This is a genomic window from Halomonas borealis, from assembly GCF_004798905.1.
GTDB lineage: Bacteria > Pseudomonadota > Gammaproteobacteria > Pseudomonadales > Halomonadaceae > Halomonas > Halomonas borealis.
This window is the reverse complement of the sequence record NZ_SDMO01000002.1, coordinates 174514-195238: the sequence shown is the minus strand read 5'-3', so window position 1 is coordinate 195238 and position 20725 is coordinate 174514. Positions and strand designations below refer to the sequence as shown.

18 protein-coding genes and 1 other RNA gene are annotated in these 20725 nt (G+C 69.7%); 10 read left to right on the top strand and 9 right to left on the bottom strand.

Features of this window, described 5'->3' with window-relative positions; translation table 11 throughout:
• The first annotated feature begins 94 nt into the window (after positions 1 to 94).
• Together rfaD and waaF are read left to right on the top strand one after the other, a co-directional pair.
• Positions 95 to 1051 carry an ADP-glyceromanno-heptose 6-epimerase gene (gene rfaD / locus ETC07_RS03890; RefSeq protein WP_136247191.1) on the top strand — a complete coding sequence of 319 codons (957 nt, stop codon included), beginning with the start codon at positions 95 to 97 and terminating at the stop codon, positions 1049 to 1051.
• Positions 1044 to 2057, top strand: a complete 1014-nt coding sequence (gene waaF / locus ETC07_RS03885) for a lipopolysaccharide heptosyltransferase II (protein ID WP_136247190.1) — start codon at positions 1044 to 1046, stop codon at positions 2055 to 2057. Before rfaD ends, waaF begins: the two co-directional genes overlap by 8 nt.
• On the opposite strand, the gene ETC07_RS03880 is transcribed toward waaF, so the two are convergent.
• From ETC07_RS03880 to ETC07_RS03860, 4 genes are all read right to left on the bottom strand, one after another.
• Positions 2047 to 3684 carry a sulfatase-like hydrolase/transferase gene (locus ETC07_RS03880; RefSeq protein ID WP_136247189.1) on the bottom strand — a complete coding sequence of 546 codons (1638 nt, stop codon included), beginning with the start codon at positions 3682 to 3684 and terminating at the stop codon, positions 2047 to 2049. The two genes, waaF and ETC07_RS03880, sit on opposite strands and share 11 nt — an antisense overlap.
• The gene (locus ETC07_RS03875) at positions 3677 to 4450 is read right to left on the bottom strand and encodes a glycosyltransferase family 2 protein (protein WP_136247188.1); all 774 of its coding nucleotides are present in this window, start codon (positions 4448 to 4450) and stop codon (positions 3677 to 3679) included. The genes ETC07_RS03880 and ETC07_RS03875 overlap by 8 nt, the downstream gene beginning before the upstream one ends.
• A complete protein-coding gene (locus tag ETC07_RS03870) occupies positions 4447 to 5541 on the bottom strand; it encodes a glycosyltransferase family 9 protein (protein ID WP_136247187.1) in 1095 nt (364 codons plus the stop codon). Before ETC07_RS03870 ends, ETC07_RS03875 begins: the two co-directional genes overlap by 4 nt.
• Before the next feature lie 198 nt (positions 5542 to 5739).
• The gene (locus ETC07_RS03860) at positions 5740 to 6444 is read right to left on the bottom strand and encodes a 3-deoxy-D-manno-octulosonic acid kinase (protein WP_136247185.1); all 705 of its coding nucleotides are present in this window, start codon (positions 6442 to 6444) and stop codon (positions 5740 to 5742) included.
• On the opposite strand from ETC07_RS03860, the gene ETC07_RS03855 reads away from it, so the two are divergent.
• Genes ETC07_RS03855 through waaA form a run of 3 tightly spaced genes read left to right on the top strand, consistent with a single transcriptional unit; the run spans position 6443 to position 10258 of the window.
• Entirely contained in the window at positions 6443 to 7540 is a 1098-nt protein-coding gene (locus ETC07_RS03855; RefSeq protein WP_136247184.1) for a glycosyltransferase family 9 protein, read from the top strand. The two genes, ETC07_RS03860 and ETC07_RS03855, sit on opposite strands and share 2 nt — an antisense overlap.
• Positions 7530 to 8960, top strand: coding sequence for a bifunctional D-glycero-beta-D-manno-heptose-7-phosphate kinase/D-glycero-beta-D-manno-heptose 1-phosphate adenylyltransferase HldE (gene hldE / locus ETC07_RS03850; protein ID WP_136247183.1), 1431 nt, complete (start codon positions 7530 to 7532; stop codon positions 8958 to 8960). Before ETC07_RS03855 ends, hldE begins: the two co-directional genes overlap by 11 nt.
• Positions 8960 to 10258: a lipid IV(A) 3-deoxy-D-manno-octulosonic acid transferase gene (gene waaA, locus ETC07_RS03845; RefSeq protein ID WP_136247182.1), complete on the top strand. Its 1299-nt coding sequence runs from the start codon at positions 8960 to 8962 to the stop codon at positions 10256 to 10258. The genes hldE and waaA overlap by 1 nt, the downstream gene beginning before the upstream one ends.
• 251 nt (positions 10259 to 10509) lie before the next feature.
• Here the strand turns inward: waaA and rpiA are convergent, their stop codons facing one another.
• On the bottom strand, positions 10510 to 11184 hold the full coding sequence (rpiA, locus tag ETC07_RS03840; protein ID WP_136247181.1) for a ribose-5-phosphate isomerase RpiA: 675 nt from the start codon (positions 11182 to 11184) through the stop codon (positions 10510 to 10512).
• 26 nt (positions 11185 to 11210) lie between these two features.
• Here rpiA and ilvA point away from each other — a divergent pair, with 26 nt between their 5' ends.
• Positions 11211 to 12851: a threonine ammonia-lyase, biosynthetic gene (gene ilvA, locus ETC07_RS03835; protein ID WP_306462086.1), complete on the top strand. Its 1641-nt coding sequence runs from the start codon at positions 11211 to 11213 to the stop codon at positions 12849 to 12851.
• A 374-nt stretch (positions 12852 to 13225) separates the two neighbouring features.
• On the opposite strand, the gene ETC07_RS03830 is transcribed toward ilvA, so the two are convergent.
• From ETC07_RS03830 to ETC07_RS03820, 3 genes are all read right to left on the bottom strand, one after another.
• A complete protein-coding gene (locus ETC07_RS03830) occupies positions 13226 to 13858 on the bottom strand; it encodes a 5-formyltetrahydrofolate cyclo-ligase (protein WP_136247180.1) in 633 nt (210 codons plus the stop codon).
• A 7-nt stretch (positions 13859 to 13865) separates the two neighbouring features.
• Positions 13866 to 14050: non-coding RNA, 6S RNA (ssrS, locus tag ETC07_RS03825), on the bottom strand.
• A gap of 45 nt (positions 14051 to 14095) precedes the next feature.
• Positions 14096 to 14395 carry a cell division protein ZapA gene (locus tag ETC07_RS03820; protein ID WP_136247179.1) on the bottom strand — a complete coding sequence of 100 codons (300 nt, stop codon included), beginning with the start codon at positions 14393 to 14395 and terminating at the stop codon, positions 14096 to 14098.
• 153 nt (positions 14396 to 14548) lie between these two features.
• On the opposite strand from ETC07_RS03820, the gene ETC07_RS03815 reads away from it, so the two are divergent.
• The 4 genes from ETC07_RS03815 to ETC07_RS03800 all read left to right on the top strand — a co-directional run bounded on the left by ETC07_RS03815 (position 14549) and on the right by ETC07_RS03800 (position 19091).
• On the top strand, positions 14549 to 15136 hold the full coding sequence (locus tag ETC07_RS03815; protein ID WP_136247178.1) for a UPF0149 family protein: 588 nt from the start codon (positions 14549 to 14551) through the stop codon (positions 15134 to 15136).
• Positions 15137 to 15207: 71 nt separating this feature from the next.
• The gene (pepP, locus tag ETC07_RS03810; RefSeq protein ID WP_136247177.1) at positions 15208 to 16545 is read left to right on the top strand and encodes a Xaa-Pro aminopeptidase; all 1338 of its coding nucleotides are present in this window, start codon (positions 15208 to 15210) and stop codon (positions 16543 to 16545) included.
• A 63-nt stretch (positions 16546 to 16608) separates the two neighbouring features.
• Complete coding sequence (gene ubiH, locus ETC07_RS03805) at positions 16609 to 17832, top strand: 2-octaprenyl-6-methoxyphenyl hydroxylase (RefSeq protein WP_136247176.1); 1224 nt, start codon at positions 16609 to 16611, stop codon at positions 17830 to 17832.
• A gap of 20 nt (positions 17833 to 17852) precedes the next feature.
• The gene (locus tag ETC07_RS03800) at positions 17853 to 19091 is read left to right on the top strand and encodes a UbiH/UbiF/VisC/COQ6 family ubiquinone biosynthesis hydroxylase (RefSeq protein ID WP_368733014.1); all 1239 of its coding nucleotides are present in this window, start codon (positions 17853 to 17855) and stop codon (positions 19089 to 19091) included.
• Between the two features lie 100 nt (positions 19092 to 19191).
• On the opposite strand, the gene ETC07_RS03795 is transcribed toward ETC07_RS03800, so the two are convergent.
• Positions 19192 to 20514, bottom strand: coding sequence for a S41 family peptidase (locus ETC07_RS03795; protein ID WP_136247175.1), 1323 nt, complete (start codon positions 20512 to 20514; stop codon positions 19192 to 19194).
• Positions 20515 to 20725 lie beyond the last annotated feature (211 nt).

Here is a 20725-nt window from a genome sequence, read left to right as displayed (position 1 = left end):
CGCCACCCATGGCGTCGCTCCCTCTTCGCACCGTTCCCGGCGCCCCCCGTCATCGGCCGACCGCGGTGGCCCAATCGCATAGAGAGGAATTCCCATGATCGTAGTAACAGGCGGAGCCGGCTTCATCGGCTCGAATCTGGTCAAGGCACTCAACGAGCGCGGCCGCGACGATGTGCTGGTGGTCGACGACCTGAGCGACGGCACCAAGTTCGTCAATCTCGCCGACTGCACCCTCGGCGATTACCTGGACCAGCATGACTTCCTGGCCCGGGTGCGGGCCGCCTTGAACGGTGAGAACTCGCACCTGCCACCCATCGAGGCGATCTTCCACGAGGGGGCCTGCTCGGACACCACCGAGTGGGACGGCCGTTTCATGCTCGAAAACAACTTCGAGTACTCCAAGGAGCTGCTGCACTTCTGCCAGCTCAAGGGCATTCCGTTCATCTACGCGTCTTCGGCGGCCACCTACGGCGGTAGCGAGGTGTTCCGCGAGGACCCCGAGCATGAGCAGCCGCTCAACGTATACGGTTACTCCAAGCTGCTGTTCGATCAGTACGTGCGTGCCCGCCACGACGAGTTCGAGAGCCAGGTGGTCGGCTTTCGCTACTTCAACGTCTATGGTCCGCGCGAGCAACATAAGGGCAAGATGGCCAGCGTCGCCTACCATCATCACACCCAGATCAGCGGCGGTCAGGACGTCAAGCTGTTCGGCGCCTGGGACGGTTATGAGGCGGGGATGCAGAGCCGTGACTTCATCTATGTCGGCGATGTGGTCGACGTCAACCTGTGGTTCCTCGACCACCCCGAGGCCTCCGGCATCTTCAACCTCGGCACCGGCCGTGCCGAACCCTTCAAGGCGATCGGCGAGGCGGTGACCGACTACTACGGCAAGGGCAAGATCGAGTACATCGACTTCCCCGACGCGCTCAAGGGCCGCTACCAGAGCTACACGCGCGCCGATATCGAGCGACTGCGCGAGGCCGGCTACGAGCGCGAGTTCCATACCGTCGCCGAGGGCGTGCGGGCCTATCTGGAGTGGCTGAATGCCTGACCGGGGGGAGCGTATCCTGGTCGTCGGCCCGTCCTGGGTCGGCGACATGGTCATGGCCCAGAGCCTGTTCAAGACGCTCAAGGCCCGTGACCCGGCGGCGCGTATCGGCGTGGTGGCGCCGGCCTGGTCGCGGCCGATCCTCGAGCGCATGGCGGAGGTCGACGAGGTGGCCGCCCTGGAGGTTGGCCATGGCGAGTTCGGCTGGGCCGCACGGCGCCGGCTGGCCGCCGGGCTGCGCGGGCGCTTCGATCGTGCCATCGTGCTGCCGCGCTCCTGGAAGTCGGCGCTGGTGCCCTTCCTGGCGCGCATCCCGCGGCGCGTCGGCTTCCACGGCGAACAGCGCTTCGGGTTGCTCAACGAGCGTCGGCGCCTGGACAAGACGTTGCTCGACCAGACCGTCAAGCGTTTCGTGTCGCTGGGCCTGCCGGCCGCGGAGGCGGCGCAGGGAGACTTCGCGATCCCGCGCCCGGCCTTGCGCCGCGACGAGGCCAGCCTGGCGTCGCTGCACGAGGCGCTGGGCCTGGGCCGGCGGCCGGCCATCGCCATGATGCCCGGTGCCGAGTATGGCCCCGCCAAGCAGTGGCCGCTGGCCCATTTCCGCACCCTCGCCGAGGCGCTGGTGGCCGAGGGCTTCGAGGTGCGGGTGATAGGCGGGCCCAAGGACGATACTGCTGGGGAGACGATCGCCGAGGGCATCGAACATGCCCATAACCTGTGTGGCAAGACCCGCCTGGCGGATGCCGTGGACCTGCTCGCCGATTGCCGCCAGGCGGTGACCAACGACTCCGGGCTGATGCACGTGGCCGCCGCCGCGGGGACCCGGGTGCAGGCGATCTACGGCTCCTCGTCGCCGGCCTACACGCCGCCGCTGACCGAGGAGGCCCACATCCACTACCTGGCGCTGGACTGCTCGCCCTGCTTCGCGCGGACCTGCCCGCTGGGCCACACCAACTGCCTCAAGCAGCAGCCGCCCGAACGGCTGCTGCGTGCCATGCTCAGCGACTAGGGCGGGCGGCGGCAGCCCCGCCTGGAGGCGTCTCCGTGAGGGGCAGGTCCAGCCCCTGCCATAGCCGGCGCTGCAGGGCGGTTTCTTCCTTGAGCCGGGCGTTGAGTGGCTTAAGACCATGGCGTTCGACCAGGGTCGGCTCCGTGGAGAGCAGCGAGACGCCCAGCCCCGCCCGGTGGTGTTCGAGGCCGAAGCCCATGGCCTCGAGCACCGTGGGCAGGGTGTCCATGGTCGAGGCTTCGCGGCGCAGGCGCCGCGGCACCAGGTCGTTGTGCAGCAGCATCAGGGTATTGGCCCGAGGGCCGGCGATCAGCGACTCCCAGGCCGAGACGCGCATGCTCAGGTGGTCGCTGGCGATCACCACCAGGGTATTGGCCAGTAGCCCCTCGGCCTCCAGCCGCTCGACCAGTCGCTTGACCAGCCAGGCCGAGCACTCCACCGCGTAGAGGATGTCCTCGCCGTCGTGTTCGCCCTGACGTGCCTCACAGGCGCGGGCCGGGTGGCCGGCGGGGGGATGGGTGCCCAGGCTCAGCGCGATCACGCCCCAGGGACCGCCTTCGGCCTCGCGGCGCCGGATCTCCTCCAGGGTGAAGTCGTAGAGACTGTCGTCGTACAGCCCCCAGCTATTGAGGTAGTCCGGGTCCTCGAGCCGTGGGGCCAGGGTCTCGCGGCCGCTCACCCGCGCGACGCCATGGTCGGTGTAGAAACGGCCCTTGCCGGCGAAGCGGGTACTCGCGCCGCCCAGATAGCTGAGGTCGTAGCCCCGTGCGGCGAGCAGGTCGCCCAGGCAGTCCACCCCGGGCACGACTCGCTCCAGGGGGTCGAACTGGCTGTCGTGGAGCAGGCCCGCCGGCATCAGCGGTGTGCCGCACTGGCTGGCGATCATCCCGGCCATGGTCCAGCCGGTGTTGTCGAGCTGGCGGACACCCTCGAAGACCACGCCACGTCGGCCCAGCTCGGCGAGCGGCGCATAGGCATCGCCGAAGCGCTCGCGGTCGGCATAGGTGCGTTCGAGGCTCTCCAGGTAGAGCACCAGCAGGTTGGGGGGATCGTCCGCCGCCGAGTGGATCTCCGGTGACACGTAGTGGCGTTCCAGCCAGGCCCCGTCCTCGGTGATCAGTGCCGCGCCGCGTTGTCCGAGGCCCAGCAGCAAGGGGTTGCCGACCAGCAGCACTACGGCCAGCAGGCGCTCCCAGCGTGCCCAGCGGGAGTCGGCGCGTACCAGCCAGATGAAGGCCGCCAGCACCGCCAGTATGCCCAGGGTATAGAGCGTGGCGGCGACCAGTCGCCCGTGCCCGCCATGTTCCTCGATGCCCGCCTGAAGGTGGAAGAACACCGCCCCCAGATCGACGCTGCCGAAGCTGCCGGCCAGGTAGGCGTAGAGGCCCCACAGGATCAATGGCCCTAGCGACCAGGGCCAGCGGCGTCGCGGCGGCGAGGCGGCGGGTTCGTCACCCCAGCGCCAGGCGTGGGCCAGCCACAGCCAGCCGGCGGCGATCGGCCACAGCGCAAGCGCCGGCAGGCGGCTGACGGTGACGGCGGTGAATCCCAGGGCCAGGCCCAGGACCAGCAGGGCGGCCCATCCGCGCGGCCGCTGGAAGCTCGCGAGACGCTGGCGGTCAGGCATCGTCGGCGTCGGAGGGCGCGCGCTCGTTCTCGTAGAGCTCGTTGAGCTTGGCGTATTTCATGTAGGCGTGGAACGCCGTGGTCATGGCCACGGTGAAGCCGTCCGCGCCCTGGAAGAGGCCGCCCTTGAGGATCAGCTTGCGCAAGGTGGCGGTGGCCGCATGCAGCGCAGGCCGGACCGCGGAGGGCCGCTTGCCACGCTCCTTCATGGCCCAGGCATCGCGGCTGGAAAGGGCGTCGATGCGGCTGATCCAGTGCGACAGGTCGCGATAGGTGAAGTGGCGAAGGTGGGCGTCCAGGTCGACCACCGAGGGGGCTTTCACCGAGGAGTGGGCCTTCTTGGGCAGGTAGCCCGAGGTGGTGCGATTATAGAGCCGGGTGACCGGGTCCGGGTAGAAGCCCGCGGCACGGATCCAATGGCGCCCGGCGAAGTTGCGGCGGCGCAGGCGATAGGCCTGTTGCGGATCGTCCAGGGGAAGGCCCTGAATCGCCGCGACCGCGTCGTCGTCGAGGCGTTCGTCGGCGTCCAGCGCCAGGATCCAGTCGTGCTTCGCCTGTGGCACGGCGAAGGCCTTCTGGGGGCCGTCGCCGAGATAGGGTTGATGGATGACACGGGCACCGGCGGCCTCGGCGAGTGCCACGGTGTCGTCATGGCTGCCGGAGTCGACGACGATCACCTCGTCGCAGACCCGCTGCAGGGAGGCGATGCAGTCGGCGACGTTGTCGGCCTCGTTGAGCGTGATGATGATGCCGGAGAGAGGCGTCATGGGCGTAACTCGCTGATCGAAGAGGGTGACAGGCTTTCGGCGATGGCCTCGGCGGCCATCGTCAGGTCGATGGTCGACATGTCCGCCTCGTGGGCGTCGTCGGGGGGGCAGAAGGCCAGGCGGCGTTCCGCGGCGTTGCAGGTCTGCCAGCGCAGCGGGGTCGCCGAACGCCGCGATGGGTAGAAGCCGGCGGTGGGCCGGTCCAGGCAGGCGGCGATGTGCAGCGGCCCGGTGGAGCCGGCGATGAACAGGTCGGCCGCCGCCAGGCGGCGGGCGAAGGTCTCGAGCCCGGGGCTCGGCGGCAGGCGCCGTGCCTCGAGGCCATCGGCGGCGAGCGTCGCGCACAGGGCATCGGCGTTGTCGGCCTCGCCGGGGCCGGCGGTGATCACCCAGGCCGGCGTCGTGTTCGCGGCACGCAGCCGGGCATCGATGTCGCCGGCCAGCCGCGCGTAGGCCTCGGGCGTGAGGTTGACCGCCGAGCCGCCGCTGCCGGGATGCAGGAACAGCCAGGGCCGGTCGTCGTCGGCCGCGACCCCGGCCTCCTCGGCGACGGCCGCGCGCTGGCGGCGGGACTCGTCGATGGCCAGCGGCCAATAGGGGGGAGCGGGTCGTGGCGGCACCGTGAGGCCCAGGGCGTCGAGCAATGTCTCGGCGAGCTCCAGGTTGTAGACGTGCTCGGGCTTCTCCGAGCGTGACCTGCGCTGGGTGACACGGCGATGGTAGAAGAGCTGTGCCCACTTGGTGGCCGGGGCGAGGCGCAGCGGGATGCCGGCCCGCCAGCCCAGCCAGCCGATGCGCGGCGTGGAGAACAGCGTCAGCAGCGCATCGAAGCGCCGGGACTTCAGGTCGGCCAGCAGCGTGCATCGACCCTCGCGGCCGGCGGCGTCGCCCGGGTCGAGGATCACCTCGTCGATCCAGGGGCAGGCGCGGGCCAGCGGCGCGGTATAGTCGGGCACCAGCACGCTGACATGGGGGCTCGGCGAGGCGGCCTTGAGGGCCGCCAGGGCCGGCCAGGCCAGCATGAAGTCGCCGAGCTTGTCGTTGCGAACCACCAGCAGGCGTGGCGGCCGTTGAGCGGTGAAACTCGTCATGGGGCTCCCGAGCCCCGACAGCGCATGGAGGATGCCGTGAGCCCCAGGCTCATGCGGCGCGGCCTCTCGAACGGCCGGGGCGGACTGGTAATGTATCCTGCCCGGATTATACCCGAGCTGGCACGCCAAGGGTGGGGCCACGGCCGGGCGTCGGCCGGTTCCGGGGGCGGCGCTCGGCGAGGCTGGCGTCGGGGGCGCCTAGGCGTGAGACGCGTAGCCGCGGCGGATGGCCGCCATGGCAGGGGCGGCGTTGAACTTGGTCAGCGAGCGGTCTAGCCGCTCGAGGTTCGCCGCTTGCCATTTACCGGGGCGGCGCAGCCGGCAACGGTCGAAGTCGATCAGCCAGACGCGCTCGGCGTCGTCGACCAGCAGGTTGCGGGCGTTGAGGTCCACGTGGTCGAGGCCGGCGTCGTGGAAGCGACGCACCGTCGCGCCGACCCGCGCCAGCAGCGCCTCGTCGGCATCGTGGAGGCGTTCGGCGAGGGCTCGCGCCGCCGGCAGTCGCACGGTGACGAGGGCCGCCTCGTAGGTCGGGCCATGGCGAGTCGCCACGGCGGCCACCGGGCGGGGCGCCGGCAGGCCCAGCGAGAAGAGGTGCGCGGTCAGGCGACACTCGTGGAAGGAACGGCTGCGTTCGACGCCGGTCCATAGGTAACGCGAGGCGCTGACCCGGGCGGCCAGGCCGCCACGACGATAGGGGCGCAGTACCCATTCGGCGCCGCCGACGTCGAGGAACAGGCTGGCGCCGCGGCCGGGAGCCTCGCCGGTGATGAGCCCCTGCCGCCGCCAGTGGTCGGGATCGAAGGTTGACGGGGCGATTTGTGGCGCCCCATTGGCGTCACATAAACTGTCCGCATCATATAAAATGAAAACCTTTCCCGTTCGAAACGTTGCCAATCGCATGAAGCATCCTCTGCCCGCCCGCCCCGCCCATATCGGCGTGCTGCGCCTCTCCGCCCTGGGCGATGTCTGTAACCTGGTGCCGACGATCCGTGCCCTGCAGCGCCAATGGCCGGACGCGCGCATTACCTGGATCATCGGAAAGGGCGAGCACAGTCTACTGGCCGGCATGTCGGGGGTCGAGTTCATCGTCTACGACAAGTCCACAGGCCTTGCGGGGATGCGCGAGCTATGGCGGACGCTCTCGGACACCCGCTTCGACGTGCTGTTGCACATGCAGCAGGCGCTGCGCGCCAGCGTGCTCTCACTGGGGCTCAAGGCCGACCTGCGCATCGGCTACGATAAGGCGCGTGCCAAGGATGCCCAGCACTGGTTCACCCATCGTCAGCTGGCGCCGCACCCCCGGGCCCATGTGCTCGAGTCGTTCCTCGATTTCGCCCGCCTGCTGGGTGTCGAGGACCTCTCCCTGGCCTGGGACATGCCGATCCCCGATGCCGCCCGCCAGGAGGCGACGGCGCTGACCGGCGATGCGCCCTATGTGCTGATGAGCCCCTGCGCCAACCCGCGGCTGCGCAACTTCCGCAACTGGTCGGCGGAGGGCTATGCCAGCGTGGTCGAGCACGCCTGGGTGCAGCATGGCCTGAAGACGGTGCTGACCGGCGGCGGAAGCACCCAGGAGCGTGAGCTGGGCAGTCACATCCAGGCCCTGGCCCAGCCCGGTGCGGTGATCGATGCCATCGGCGGTTCGTCGTTGAAGGGCCTGCTGGCGCTGATCGATGGCGCCCGCGCCGTGGTGGCGCCGGACTCCGGCCCGGTACACATGGCCAACGCCCTGAACACCCCGGTGGTCGGCCTCTACGCCACCACCAACCCCGAGCGCGCCGCCCCTTACTGCTGGCGCGAGCAGGTGGTGAATCGCTATCCGGCCGCGGTGAGCCAGTTCCTGCACAAGGACGCCAAGACGCTGCCCTGGGGGCAGCGGGTCCGTCACCCCGACGCCATGTCGCTGATCCAGGCCGACGACGTCATCCGCAACCTCGAGGCGGTGTTGGACATCGCCGCGTCTCGTCAGGAAAGGGAGCCTTCCGATGAAGCTTGATCTGACCGCCCTCGAACATTCACGCCTGCTGGTGGTGGGCGACGTGATGCTCGACCGTTACTTCCATGGGGGCACCTCGCGGATCTCCCCCGAGGCCCCGGTACCAGTGGTGCGGGTCGAGGAGGCCGAGGACCGCCCCGGCGGTGCCGCCAACGTGGCGCTCAACATCGCCTCGCTGGGCGCTCAGGCGGCGCTGGCCGGACTGGTCGGCGACGACGACAACGCCGACCTGTTGAGCCGCCGCCTCGAAGACTCCGGGGTAAGCACTCACTTCGCCCGTAGCACCGAAATTCCGACCATCACCAAGCTGCGCGTGATGAGCCGCAACCAGCAGCTGATCCGCCTCGACTTCGAGCAGAGCCTCGGTGACGTGGATACCGGCCCGTTGACGGAGCGCGTCGAGGCGGCCCTGGGCGGTGCCGACCTGGTGATCCTCTCCGACTACGGCAAGGGCACGCTGGCCGACGTGCAGGGCCTGATCGGGCGCGTGAGGGCCGCCGGCAAACGCGTGCTGGTCGATCCCAAGGGCAGCGACTTCGGCAAGTATCGGGGAGCCAGCGTCATGACGCCTAACCTGGCCGAGTTCGAGGCCGTCGCCGGGCCTTGCCCGGACGATGCCACGCTCTCCGAGCGTGGCGAGGCACTGCGAGTCGAGCTCGAGCTCGAGGCGTTGCTGATCACCCGCAGCGAGAAGGGCATGACGCTGATCCGCGGGGGCCATGAGCCGCTGCACCTGCCGACCCGCGCCCGCGAGGTCTTCGACGTCACCGGCGCCGGCGACACCGTGATCGGCGTGCTGGGCCTGGCGCTGGCCGCCGGCCACGGTTTCCCCGAGGCCATGACCCTGGCCAACCTGGCCGCCGGCCTGGTGGTCGCCAAGCCGGGTACCGCGACGCTGTCGGTCGCCGAGCTCTACACCGCCCTGCACGGCGACAAGCTGGCCGAGTTCGGTGCCATCGGCGAGCCGGCGCTGGTCGAGGCGGTACGCGCCGCCCAGGCGCGCGGCGAGCGGGTGGTGATGACCAACGGCTGCTTCGACATCCTCCACGCCGGCCACGTGGCCTATCTGGAGCAGGCCCGGCGGCTCGGCGACCGGCTGATCGTGGCGGTCAACGACGACGCCTCGATCGGCCGCCTCAAGGGGCCCACGCGGCCGATCAACCCGTTGGTCCGGCGCATGCAGGTGCTGGCCGGGCTGGGCGCGGTGGACTGGGTCGTGCCCTTCGCCGAACAGACCCCGCAACGGCTGATCGAGGCGGTGTTGCCCGATGTGCTGGTCAAGGGCGGCGACTACCAGCCCGAGGAGATCGCCGGCGGCGAGGCCGTGTGGGCGGCCGGCGGCGAGGTGCGGGTGCTGGACTTCGAGGACGGCGTCTCGACCACGGCGATGATCTCCACCATCCTCGACCGCGAGGCCTGATGGCCGGCCATCCCTGGGTGCGGCGCGGCTATTCCTCCGCCCTGCTGGCGCTCTCGCCGCTGGTCTGGCGCCGGGTCTGGCGGGAACATCTCCCCGGGCGCTCGCGCGCCGAACGGCTGGGCCGCATCGCCGCCTCGCCCGCGGGCGTGCGCAGCCTGTGGCTGCATTGCGCCTCGGTGGGCGAGGTACAGGCCGCCCGGCCGCTGATCGAGGCCCTGGCGCGTCGCCATCCCGACGCCCGTCTGGTGATCACCACCATGACCGCGACCGGTGCCGAGCGCGCCCAGGCCGTCGCCGATCGCCTGCGGAACGAGGCCGATGTAGGCGAAGTGAGTCATCACTTCGTGCCGTTGGACTTCCCCGGTGCGGCGCGTCGATTCCTCGAGCGCCTGCGCCCGGACCTGGCCATCTTCTTCGAGACCGAGCTGTGGCCCAACCTGCTGGCCGCCTGTGAGCGGGGCGGCGTGCCGGTGGCGGTGGTCAACGGCCGGCTCTCGGCGCGGGCCTTCCAGGGCTACCGGCGCCTCGGGTGGCTGATGGCCGAGGCGCTGTCCCACGTGAGCTGGCTGGGCGCCAAGTCGCAGGCCGATCTCGAGCGCTTCCAGGCGCTGGGCATGGCGGCCGCCAAGGGCGAGGTGACCGGCTCGCTGAAGTTCGACATGAGCCGTGATGATGAGGCTTTCGAGGTGAGTAAGCGCTTGCGCACTCGGTTCGGAAAACGCCCGGTCTGGGTGGCGGGCTCGACCCACGAAGGCGAGGACGAGGCGCTGCTCGAGGCCCATGCGCGCCTGCTCGAGCGCTATCCCGAGGCGCTGCTGATCCTGGTGCCGCGTCATCCGCGGCGCTTCGAGGCGGCGGCGGAGCTGTGTCGTGGCGAGGGCATGAGCGTGGCACGGCGCTCGCGGGACGAGGCCGTGAACGCCGATACCGCGGTCTACCTGGGAGACTCCATGGGCGAGCTGTCGGCGTTCTACGGGGCGGGCGACGTGGCCTTCGTGGGCGGCAGCCTCGTGCCGGTGGGGGGCCACAACCTCCTGGAGCCGGCCGCCATGGGCGTGCCGGTGCTGAGTGGCCCCGAGCTCGCCAACTTCAGCGACGTGGCCGAGGCACTGCGCGAGCGCGCGGCGTTGGTGGAGGTCGCCGACGCCGCGACGCTGGCGGTCGAGCTGGAGCGGCTGTTCGGCGATGCGGCGGAACGCCAGCGGCTCGCCAGCGCCGGTCGGGCGGTGGTCGAGGCCAATCGTGGTGCCCTCGAGCGTACGCTGGAAGGCCTGGAGCAGCTCCTACAAGAGAAGTGAGCGCCTACATACCGGATTTTCCGGTATACATCGTTTTCCCGGCGACAAGCCTGCGCGAGGACGCTATAAACCCATCCTTGGGCGCTCTACTTTGACCCTGTGTCGCTTAAACTTCCTGGGACGCTTGCAGAGCCTGGGATGGCCATCCGTGGCCATCCCGCTCGGCGGGGAGAACATTCACTGGAGGTTCTTCTCAGCCCGCCTCGCCCAGGGTCAAACCCCCTCGCTGCGACTTATCCCCGGCGCTCGCTCTATTGAGGGGTCAGCCGCTCGACGCCCTGCTCGGTACCCAGCAGCAGCACGTCGGCGCCGCGGGCGGCGAACAGGCCGTTGGTCACCACCCCGACGATGGCGTTGAGGCGTGCCTCCATGGCCAGCGGATCGTCGATCATGAACTCATAGCAGTCGAGGATCTGGTTGCCGTTGTCGGTGATCACGCCCTCGCGGTAGGCCGGGTCGGCGCCCAGCTTGACCAGCTCCCGCGCCACGTACGAGCGGGCCATGGGAATCACCTCCACCGGCAGCGGGAAGTCGCCCAGCCGCTCGACCCGCTTGGAGCCATCGGCGATGCACACGAAGCGCTGTGCGCAGGCGGCGACGACCTTCTCCCGGGTCAGCGCCGCGCCGCCGCCCTTGATCATCTGTAGGTGAGTGTTCACTTCGTCTGCGCCGTCGACGTAAACCGGGACGGTGCCTGTCTCGTTGAGCTCGAAGACGTCGATGCCGTGGCCGCGAAGGCGCTGCGCGCTGGCCTCGGAGCTGGCCACGGCGCCGCGGAAATCGCCACTCAGCGCGGCCAGCTTGTCGATGAAACGGTCGGCGGTGGAGCCGGTGCCGATGCCGATCACGACATCTTGGCCGAGCAGGGGGCGGATCTCATCGAGGGCTGCAGCCGCGACGGCGTCCTTGAGTTCGTCCTGGGTCATGGGGGGCTCGTCTGGTTGGGGGAGAAATGCGGCGACATTATAGGCCATGGCGCCTTGCCGTGCTGGACGCCATGGCGGCGCGAGTGCTACCAATAGAGGTTCCCCACGCGCCGCGTCTCGCGGCCCCTCGCGCTACTTATCGGAATGTCAGGATGCTCGAAGATACCGTCAAGAAGATTCTCCAGGCTCGGGTCTATGAGGCCGCCCGGGAAACGCCGATCTCGCCGGCTCCCTTCCTGTCTCGCCGCTTCGACAACCAGATCCTGATCAAGCGCGAGGATCTTCAGCCGGTCTACTCCTTCAAGATTCGTGGCGCCTACAACAAGATGGCCCAGCTCAGTGAGGAGCAGAAGGCCAAGGGCGTGATCGCCGCCTCGGCGGGCAATCATGCCCAGGGGCTGGCCATGGCGGCCCGCCAGATGGGCGTCAAGGCGGTGATCGTGATGCCGCGCATCACGCCGGAGATCAAGGTCGCCGCGGTGCGCGCGCGCGGCGCCAAGGTGGTGCTCAAGGGCGATGCCTTCGGCGAGGCGGTGGCCCATGTGCAGGAGCTGATCGCCGAGCACGGCTACACCTACATCCCGCCCTTCGATGACATCGATGTCATCGCCGGTCAGGGCACCGTGGCGGTGGAGATCCTGCGTCAGAATCCCGGCCATCTGGATGCCATCTTCGTGCCGGTGGGCGGCGGCGGCCTGATCGCCGGGGTGGCGGCCTACGTCAAGTATCTGCGCCCCGAGATCAAGGTGATCGGCGTGGAATCCGAAGACAGCGCCAGCCTCAAGGCGGCGCTGGATGCCGGGAAGCGTGTGGTTCTGGACCAGGTGGGCGTGTTCGCCGAGGGCGTGGCCGTGGCCCAGGTCGGCGAGGCGCCCTTCGCGGTGATGCGTGAGCTGGTGGACGAGGTCATCACCGTCAACACCGACGAGATGTGTGCGGCGGTGAAGGACATCTTCGAGGACACCCGGGCCGTCTCCGAAACCTCCGGCGCCCTATCGCTGGCCGGTCTCAAGAAGTACATCCAGCGTAGCGGCGCCAGCGGCGAGACGCTGGTGTGCATCAACTCCGGTGCCAACACCAACTTCGATCGCCTGCAGCATATCGCCGAGCGCACCGAGCTCGGCGAGCAGCGCGAGGCGATCCTGGCGGTGACCATTCCCGAGCGGCCGGGTAGCTTCAAGAAGTTCTGCCGCACCATCGGCAAGCGCATGGTCACCGAGTTCAATTACCGTTATGCCGACCCGGAGCAGGCGCATATCTTCGTCGGCGTGCAGGTCAAACCCGGCGGCGAGGATCGCCAGGCGGTGATCGAGCGGCTGCGCGATGCCGGCTATCCGGTGGAAGACCTCACCGACAATGAGCTGGCCAAACTGCATATTCGCCACCTCGGCGGGGGGCGCCCCAAGGAGCACTTCGAGGAGGAGGTCTATCGCTTCGAATTCCCCGAGCGCCCCGGGGCCTTGATGAACTTCCTCACCCACCTGCCCCACGACTGGAACATCTCGCTGTTCCACTACCGCAACCATGGCGCCGCCTACGGCCGGGTGCTGGTGGGCATGCAGTTGCCGGGCGGCGACCGCGATCACGTCGAGGAGCACTTCGACAGGATCGGTTACCGCTACTGGCAGGAATCGGCTAACCCGGCCTATCGGCTGTTCATGGCCTGATACCGGTGAGCCAGGTGAGTGAACGTTTGCTCCCTCGCTAGCACCGACCACCACAAGGCCGTGGTCGTCATGCTTTCGAAGGGGGCGGTTGTCATACCCGAGGGCTTTCGCTAGGCTATGGCCTCGCTCTAGAGAGCCCACCGGACCGCCGTCCGGTCACCCACAATATCGCAGGGAGTCGATGATGAAGCGCAAGCCTGACCTGGTCATGATCCTGGTACTGATCTTCGGTAGCGGCGTCGTGGCCACCGGCTACGCCCAGGCACTGGTCGGGCAGTGAATGCCGTCGGCCGAGACGATTCCCGCAAAGAAGCGCTCGATGCCTGGCATCGGGCGCTTTTTTTTATGTCGTGTGAGTGACGAAGGGCCTGGCGTCAGGGGCGCACGACGCGCTGGTCGCTGACGATGGCGTCCAGCGGCACGTCCCAGGGGGCCACCGGCAGGCGCTCGACGCGTTGACCGTCGTGGGCCAAGCCGATCAGCCGGGGCCGCGGGCCGATGCCACGGGTGAAGGCCAGGGTGCGGTCGTAGAAACCGCCGCCCATGCCGATGCGCTGGCCGTCGTCGTCGAAGCCCACCAAGGGCATCAGGATCAGGTCCAGCGCCCAGGCCGGCATGCGGCGAGCGCGATGGGCACCGTAGCGTGTGCAGGGCTCGGCGATGCCGAAGCGGTTGGTCACCATCGGGGTGCCGGCATGGTAGTGAACGAACCACAGGGCGTTGTGGCTCAGCGGGCGTAGCACGGGTAGATAAACGCGGGCGCCACGACCGTTCAGCCAAGGCATCAGCCGGGTCGGGTCGATCTCGCCGTCGTTGGGCAGGTAGAGGGCCACGCGTCGGGCGCGTCGTACCTCGGGAAGGTGGCGCAGCCGGTGGCAAAGCCGCTGGGCGGCCCGATATCGCTCACGCAGACTCAGCTGGCGGCGGTGACGACGCAGGTCACGGCGCAGCCGGCGTCGCTCTTCGTCGCGCGGGATGTCGGCGGAGGTATCTTGCTGGTCGGTCATGCGGAAGGCGTTCCCCAGAGTGCCGCTGTCATTCTGGCCCTTGAACCCTGTGGTTCAAGGTGGGTGGCCGCAGCCGGACCGTCAGGCTTTCCGTCGCACGGACATGCACACGGGTCCGGACTAGCTAATGGCCCCCTGGGTAATGCGCATAGGCTCGAGGGACTTAACGACTGGCGAACACCCCAGGGAACGTCTCTATCCTAGCAGAGCGATGGACTCGCCCAAAGCGAAGAATCCTCAGCGCGAGGGCGCGTCGGCCAGTGCTTTCTCCAGGCGTTCGCTCAGCTCACCGAGGCTCTGCTCGCCGGCGCGGCGCTCTTCGAGGGTCTCGAGCAGTTCATGAGTGATATTCAGGGCCGCCATGATGGCGACCCTTTCCCGGTCGACCACCTTGCCCTGGGCGTGGATGCCTTGCATGGCGCGGTCCAGGTAGCGGGCGGTGCGCTCCAGCTTGTCCTGCTCGTCCGGAGGACAAGCGATGACGTACTGGCGTTCCAGCAGGGTGATCTCGGTGGTGGGCCGCGAGGCGTCGGTCATGGGGGGCTCCGGCGGGCCCGGACGAACGCGCAGGATGCGGCGCCATGGGGGCCCGATGCGTTAACATCGTGGGGAATACGTACGTCAAGTCACTATAAGAGAGCCGTTTGCGGCCGGTCAACGCGCCGCGCGGCCCTCGCACCGGATGGTCCCATGTCTCTGATCAATGAACGCCAGGATTTCTCCGATATCGCCGACACCTTCCTGCTGCACGGCAGCATGCAATCGCCGGCCTTCCTGGATGGGCGGCTGTGCGCCCTGCTGGCGCTGCACGACCTGAGCGCCGAGGGTTGGCTGGAGGCGGTCTGCCTCCACCTGGGCGTCGAGCAGCCCCGTGACGAAGCTTCCGCCGAACGCCTGCTGGGCTGGCGCCGCCAGACCTCGGAGGCGCTGTCGGCCAGCGAGATGAACTACGAGCCGCTGCTGCCCGATGAGCTGTTCTCCCTGGCCGAGCGTGCCCAGGGGCTCAAGGATTGGACGCTGGGCTTCCTCGAGGTGACCGACGATGTCGGCGAGGCGGCACGCAAGCAGTGGTCCGAGGCGCTCACCGAGGCGGTCAGCGACCTCAAGGGTCTGACCGCCATCGAGACCGACCTCGACGACGACCCGGAGAATGAGAACGACCTCTTCGCGCTCTCCGAGCATGCCCGCATGGCCGCCATGCTGCTCTACACCGAGCAGCACCCGGGCCTGCCGCAGGTCGAGAAGGTCGACGACCCCGAGGCCCAGACCAAGCACTGATGCGGGCCGCCCCGTCACCCCGGCCCCGCTCGTCGGCGGGGCCGGGTCCCGCCCAGCCCAGAGGAGTTGCCATGCCGCCCGAGCCCCTTCCCCGCCCCGCCGCCATCGCGACGGGCGAATATCGTGAGCGCCGCCGGCGCCTGATGGCCGGGTTGCCCGGCGATGCCGCCGTGTTGCTGCCCGGCGCCGCGCTGACCCCCCGCTCCCGGGACAGCGAGTACCCCTTCCGACAGGACAGCGACTTCCACTACCTGACCGGCTTCCCCGAGCCCGACGCCTTGCTGGTGCTGCTGCCCGGCCGCGAGGCAGGCGAGAGCGTGCTGTTCTGCCAGGATCGTGATCCGCACCTGGAGGCCTGGACCGGACGGCGCTGCGGCGCGGAAGGAGCGGAGCGCGAGTATGGCATCGACCAGGCCTTCGCCAACGCGGAGCGTGACGAGCGGCTGGCGACGCTGCTCGATGGCCGTGCCACGCTCTACCTGCCGCTGGACGACAGCGCGGCCCTGCACCTGGCCGAGGCGCTGCGCGCCGAGCTACAGGACGGCGCTCGGCGCGGTGCCCGGCCGCCGCTCGCCTTCGCCGATGTCGCCGTCCGGCTCCACGAGGAGCGCCTGATCAAGAGCCCGGCGGAGCTGGCGTTGCTGCGTCATGCCGGCGCGGTCAGCGCCCGGGCTCATCGTCGGGCGATGCAGGCCAGCGCCCCCGGCATCATGGAGTATCAGCTGCAAGCCGAGCTCGAGCACGAGTTCCTGTGGCAGGGCGGCAGCGGGCCGGCCTATGCCAGCATCGTCGCTGGCGGTGGCAATGCCCGTGTGCTGCACTACATCGAGAACGCCGACACCCTGCGAGACGGCGACCTGGTGCTGATCGATGCCGGTGCCGAGTTCGACCTCTACGCCGGTGATATCACCCGCACCTTCCCGGTCGGCGGTCGCTTCGGCGAGGCGCAGCGTGCCCTCTACGAGGTGGTGCTCGGCGCCCAGCAGCGCGCCCTCGAGGCGGTGGGGCCCGGCACCACCCTGGCGGCCATTCATCGCGGCGTGCTGCGTGACCTCACCGCCGGGCTGATCGAGCTCGGCCTGCTGGCGGGGGATCTGGAGGCCTGCCTAGAGAACCAAGCCTGGCGACGATTCTACCTCCATGCCACCTCCCACTGGCTGGGGCTCGATGTTCACGATGTCGGGCAGTATCGCCGGGACGGCGAGCCCCGTCCGCTGGTGCCGGGCATGGTGCTGACCATCGAGCCGGGCCTCTATGTGCCCGATGACGACGACATCCCCGTCGCCTACCGCGGGCTCGGCATTCGCATCGAGGACGACGTGGCGGTGACCGAGGAAGGGCGCGAGGTGTTGACGGCCGATGTGCCCAAGCGGGTGGCCGATATCGAGGCCTTGATGGTCAAGGGTTGATCGCCAAGGATCTTGCGGGATATTGGATTACGTAAATTACATTATGATACTTGGGAGCCAGCCATGAGCGACCTGACCGGGGCCGAGCCCCTGCGTCGTGTGGATATCGCCATCGTCGGCGGTGGCCTGGTCGGGGCGAGCCTGGGCTGCGCCCTGGCGCCGTTGATCGAGCGGTGGGGCCTGACGGTGGCGGTGATCGAGGCCGCGCCATTGCCGGCGGATCTCGATACCCCTTGGCAGCCGAGCTTCGATGCCCGGGCCAGCGCCATCGCCCAGGGGTCGGTGTCGCACTTCCGGGACCTGGCGCTATGGGAGACCCTCGCCGAGCAGGCCTCGCCGATCCGGCGTATCCACGTCAGCGAGCGAGGCCGCCTGGGCGCGACCCGGCTGAACGCCGAGGAACTGGGCGGCGAGGCCTTGGGCCAGGTGATCCCCAATGCCTGGCTGGGGCGGGTGCTGCATCGTCGGCTGGCCGAGCTACCGCTGGCCTGGCATTGCCCGGCCCGGGTGGAGCATATTCGGCCGCAGGCCGGCGGCCATCGCCTGACCCTCTCCGACGGCGCCTGCCTCGAGGCCGGGCTGACGGTGCTGGCCGATGGCGGCCGTTCGGGGCTCAAGGAGCGGCTGGGCATCGAGAGCGATGCGCGGCCCTATGATCAGGTCGCGCTGATCGCCGGGGTCGAGCTCGATCGCCCGCATGACGGCTGGGCCTATGAACGCTTCAGCGGCGAGGGCCCGATCGCCCTGCTGCCCCTCAAGGGGCAGTCCATGGAGCTGGTCTGGACCCACGAAGCGGGGCGGGAGGAGGCGCGTCTGGCGCTGTCCGACGGCGACTTCCTGGCCCAGCTCCAGCGCACGTTCGGCGATCGTGCCGGGCGTTTCCGCCGGGTCGGCCGGCGCCACGCCTATCCGCTGTCGTTGGTCACGGCACGCGAGACCACCCGACCCGGGCTTGCGGTGATGGGCAACGCCGCCCATGCCCTGCACCCGGTAGCCGGCCAGGGCTTCAACCTGGCGCTGCGTGGGGTCATGGATCTGGTGGCGGCGATCGAGGCCCGTGCCGCGCGCGGTGACACCGCGGGTAGTGCCGCCACGCTGGGCGATTTCGAGGCCCGGCGCGGCGGCGATCGCCAGGATGTCATCCGCTTCAGCGATGGCCTGATACGCTTGTTCGGCCTCGACCATCCGCTGCTGTCCCACGCTCGGGCCGCGGGGCTGGTGGGGCTCAACCTGCTGGGGCCGCTGCGCCGGACCCTGGCTCGCCGGGCCATGGGAGTCGAGCGATGAGTCATGAAGAGACGAGCGACATGAGGCGAGAAGCCTTGGAGGCCGGCGAGGCGATCATCGTCGGCGGCGGCATGGTCGGCGCCACCCTGGCGTGCCTGCTGGGCGAGGCCGGAGTGGCGGTGACGCTGCTGGATGCGCGGCCGGCGCCGCTGGATGCCGAGGCGGTGGGGCGGGGCCTGCCCGAGCGCCGGGTCAGCGCCCTGACGCCGGTTTCCCAGCGCCTGCTCGAGGGTCTAGGAGCCTGGGAGGGCATGCGGGCGCGGCGGGTGACACCGTATCGAGGCATGCGCGTGTGGGACGCCGAGGGCACCGGCGAGGTGGCCTTCTCCGCCGAGCAGGCCGGCCTGCCGGTGCTCGGCCATATCGTCGAGAACGATGTGGCGGTGGCCGCCCTGGAGGCACGGCTGGCGAACCTGCCCTGCGTGACGCGCCGCTTCGGGGCCCGGGTGGTCGGCCTCGAGGAGCGGCCGGCGGGCCGCGAGCTGGTGCTTGCAGGCGGCGAGCGGCTGGCCGCCCCGCTGGTGGTGGCCGCCGATGGCGCCCGCTCGCCGCTGCGCGAGCTGGCCGGCATCGGCGTGACGAGCCGCGAGACCGGGCATTCGGCGGTGGTGACCACGGTGCGCACCGCCGAGCCCCATGGCGGCGTGGCCCGCCAGGCCTTCCTGGCCGATGGCCCGCTGGCCTTCCTGCCGCTGACGGTGGACGGCGACGCCCATTACTGCTCGATCGTCTGGTCGACCACGCCGGCGGCGGCCGAGCGGCTGTGCGGGTTGCCCCGCGAGGCCCTGGGCGAGGCGCTGACGACGGCCTTCGCTGGGCGGCTCGGTGAGGTGACGGCGGTCGACGAAGCCCAGGCGGTGCCGCTGACCCAGCGCCACGCCGAGCGCTATGTGCTGGCGGGGCTGGCGCTGGTGGGCGATGCGGCCCATAGCATTCATCCGCTGGCCGGGCAGGGCGTCAACCTGGGGCTGATGGACGCGGCGGTGCTCGCCGAGGAGCTGCTGACGGCCCGCCGCCGCGGCGCGGGCCTGGCAAGCGAGGCTTGGCTGGCGCGTTATGCGCGTCGCCGGCGTGGCGATAATGCCGCCATGCTGGCGCTGATGGATGGGTTCCAGCGCTTGTTCGGGGCTCGCCATCCGGCGTTGACCCTGGCGCGGAACCTGGGCATGGCGAGCGTGGACCGCGTGTCACCGCTCAAGCGGCTGTTGATGCAGCAGGCGGCGGGGCGCCGCGGTCGACTACCCGGCTCTTGTCGCTGAGGGCGGTCGCCCTCGGCCGAAGGCTCCTGTCGCCGAGGGCCCAGGTGGCCCTCGGCCTCAGCGGAAAACAAGGACCTTCCGCCGAGACCGGTGCGCGCTGCTAGCCGTCGTCGGAGGCATCGACCGAGGCCGCGGCGCCCCGCTCGCCCAGCACGTTCAGCGCCTTGAGCAGGTTGAGCGCCTCGCCGAGCTGGTAGTCGTCGCGTAGCCGCTCGCTGAGCTCGTCGCGCGCGTCGCCTTCGCCGTCTCCGCTCAGGTGGCCTTCGAGGTCGGCCTCGCGTACCCGCAGGTTGGTGTCGTCGGCGACCTCGAGGCGGCCGCGCACCACCTGCACGTCCGGTTCGATGCCCAGCGCCTGGATCGAGCGCCCGCTGGGGGTGAAGTAGCGCGCGGTGGTCAGCTTCAGTGCCTCGTCATCGCCCAGCGGCATGATCTGCTGCACCGAGCCCTTGCCGAAGCTCTCGGTGCCCATCACCACGCCACGCCGTTGGTCCTGCAGGGCGCCGGCGACGATCTCCGCCGCCGAGGCGCTGCCGCCGTTGATCAACACCACCAGCGGCACGTCCGGCGCGGTGGTGTCGCGATGGGCGGAGAAGCGCATCGCGCTGTTCGCCAGCCGGCCCTCGGTATAGACGACCAGGCCGTCGTCGAGGAAGGCGTCGGCCACGTCCACCGCGGCCTGCAGCACGCCGCCGGGGTTGTTGCGAAGGTCGAGCACCAGGCCTTGCAGCGGGGCGTCCTCGCGCAGCTCGCCCAGGGCGTCGACGACCTGCTCGCCGGTACGGGTCTGGAACTGGCTGACGCGCAGGTAGCCGTAGCCCGGCGCCAGCAGCTCCTGCTTGACGCTCTCGGTGCGGATGATCTCGCGCTCGATGTTCACCTCGCGGGGCGCGTTCTCGCCTTCGCGCAGGATGGTCAGGCGAATGTCGCTGCCGGGCTCGCCGCGCATCAGCTCCACCGCCTCCTGCAGCGACATGCCCTCGGTGGGGGTGTCGCCGATGCGCAGCACGGTGTCCTGGGCCTGCAGGCCGGCTCGCGACGCCGGGGTGTCGTCGATGGGGGTGATCACGGTGAGCTGGCCGTCGCGCTTGCCGACCTCGATGCCCACGCCGCCGAACTCGCCCTGGGTGGATTCCTGCAGGCGCTGGTAGTCCTCGGCGTCCAGGTAGGTGGAGTGTGGGTCGAGTTCGCTGAGCATGCCGCGCATGGCGTTGCGCATCAGGGTCGCGTCGTCGACGTCCTCGACGTAGGCCCGCTTGATGCGCTCGAACACCTCGGAGAAGGCCTGAATCTCGGCCACCGGCAGGGCGTCATCGGCCGATGAGCGATCGGTGTCGGCCGGCGCGGATAGCGGCAGGGTCAGCAGGGCGACCGGCAGCAGGGCCGTTGTCAGATGCCGCAGCGGGGCGTTCGTCGGGAACATGCGCTCTCTCGCGGTGTGTCGCAGATGGATTTCCAGCATAGCGTGGCGGCGGACGCGATGGGAATAGCGTGGCGGCGGACGCCACTGGAATCCGCGCAGGGCGATCCGGCGGCGCGCCGGTGATGAGCCCCTGCGCCCAGGACGGCGCCGGGGCGCATGCAGGCGTCTGCCCGAGGCTGTCTGCCGGGCGGTCATCGCCCGGGTGTCGGCA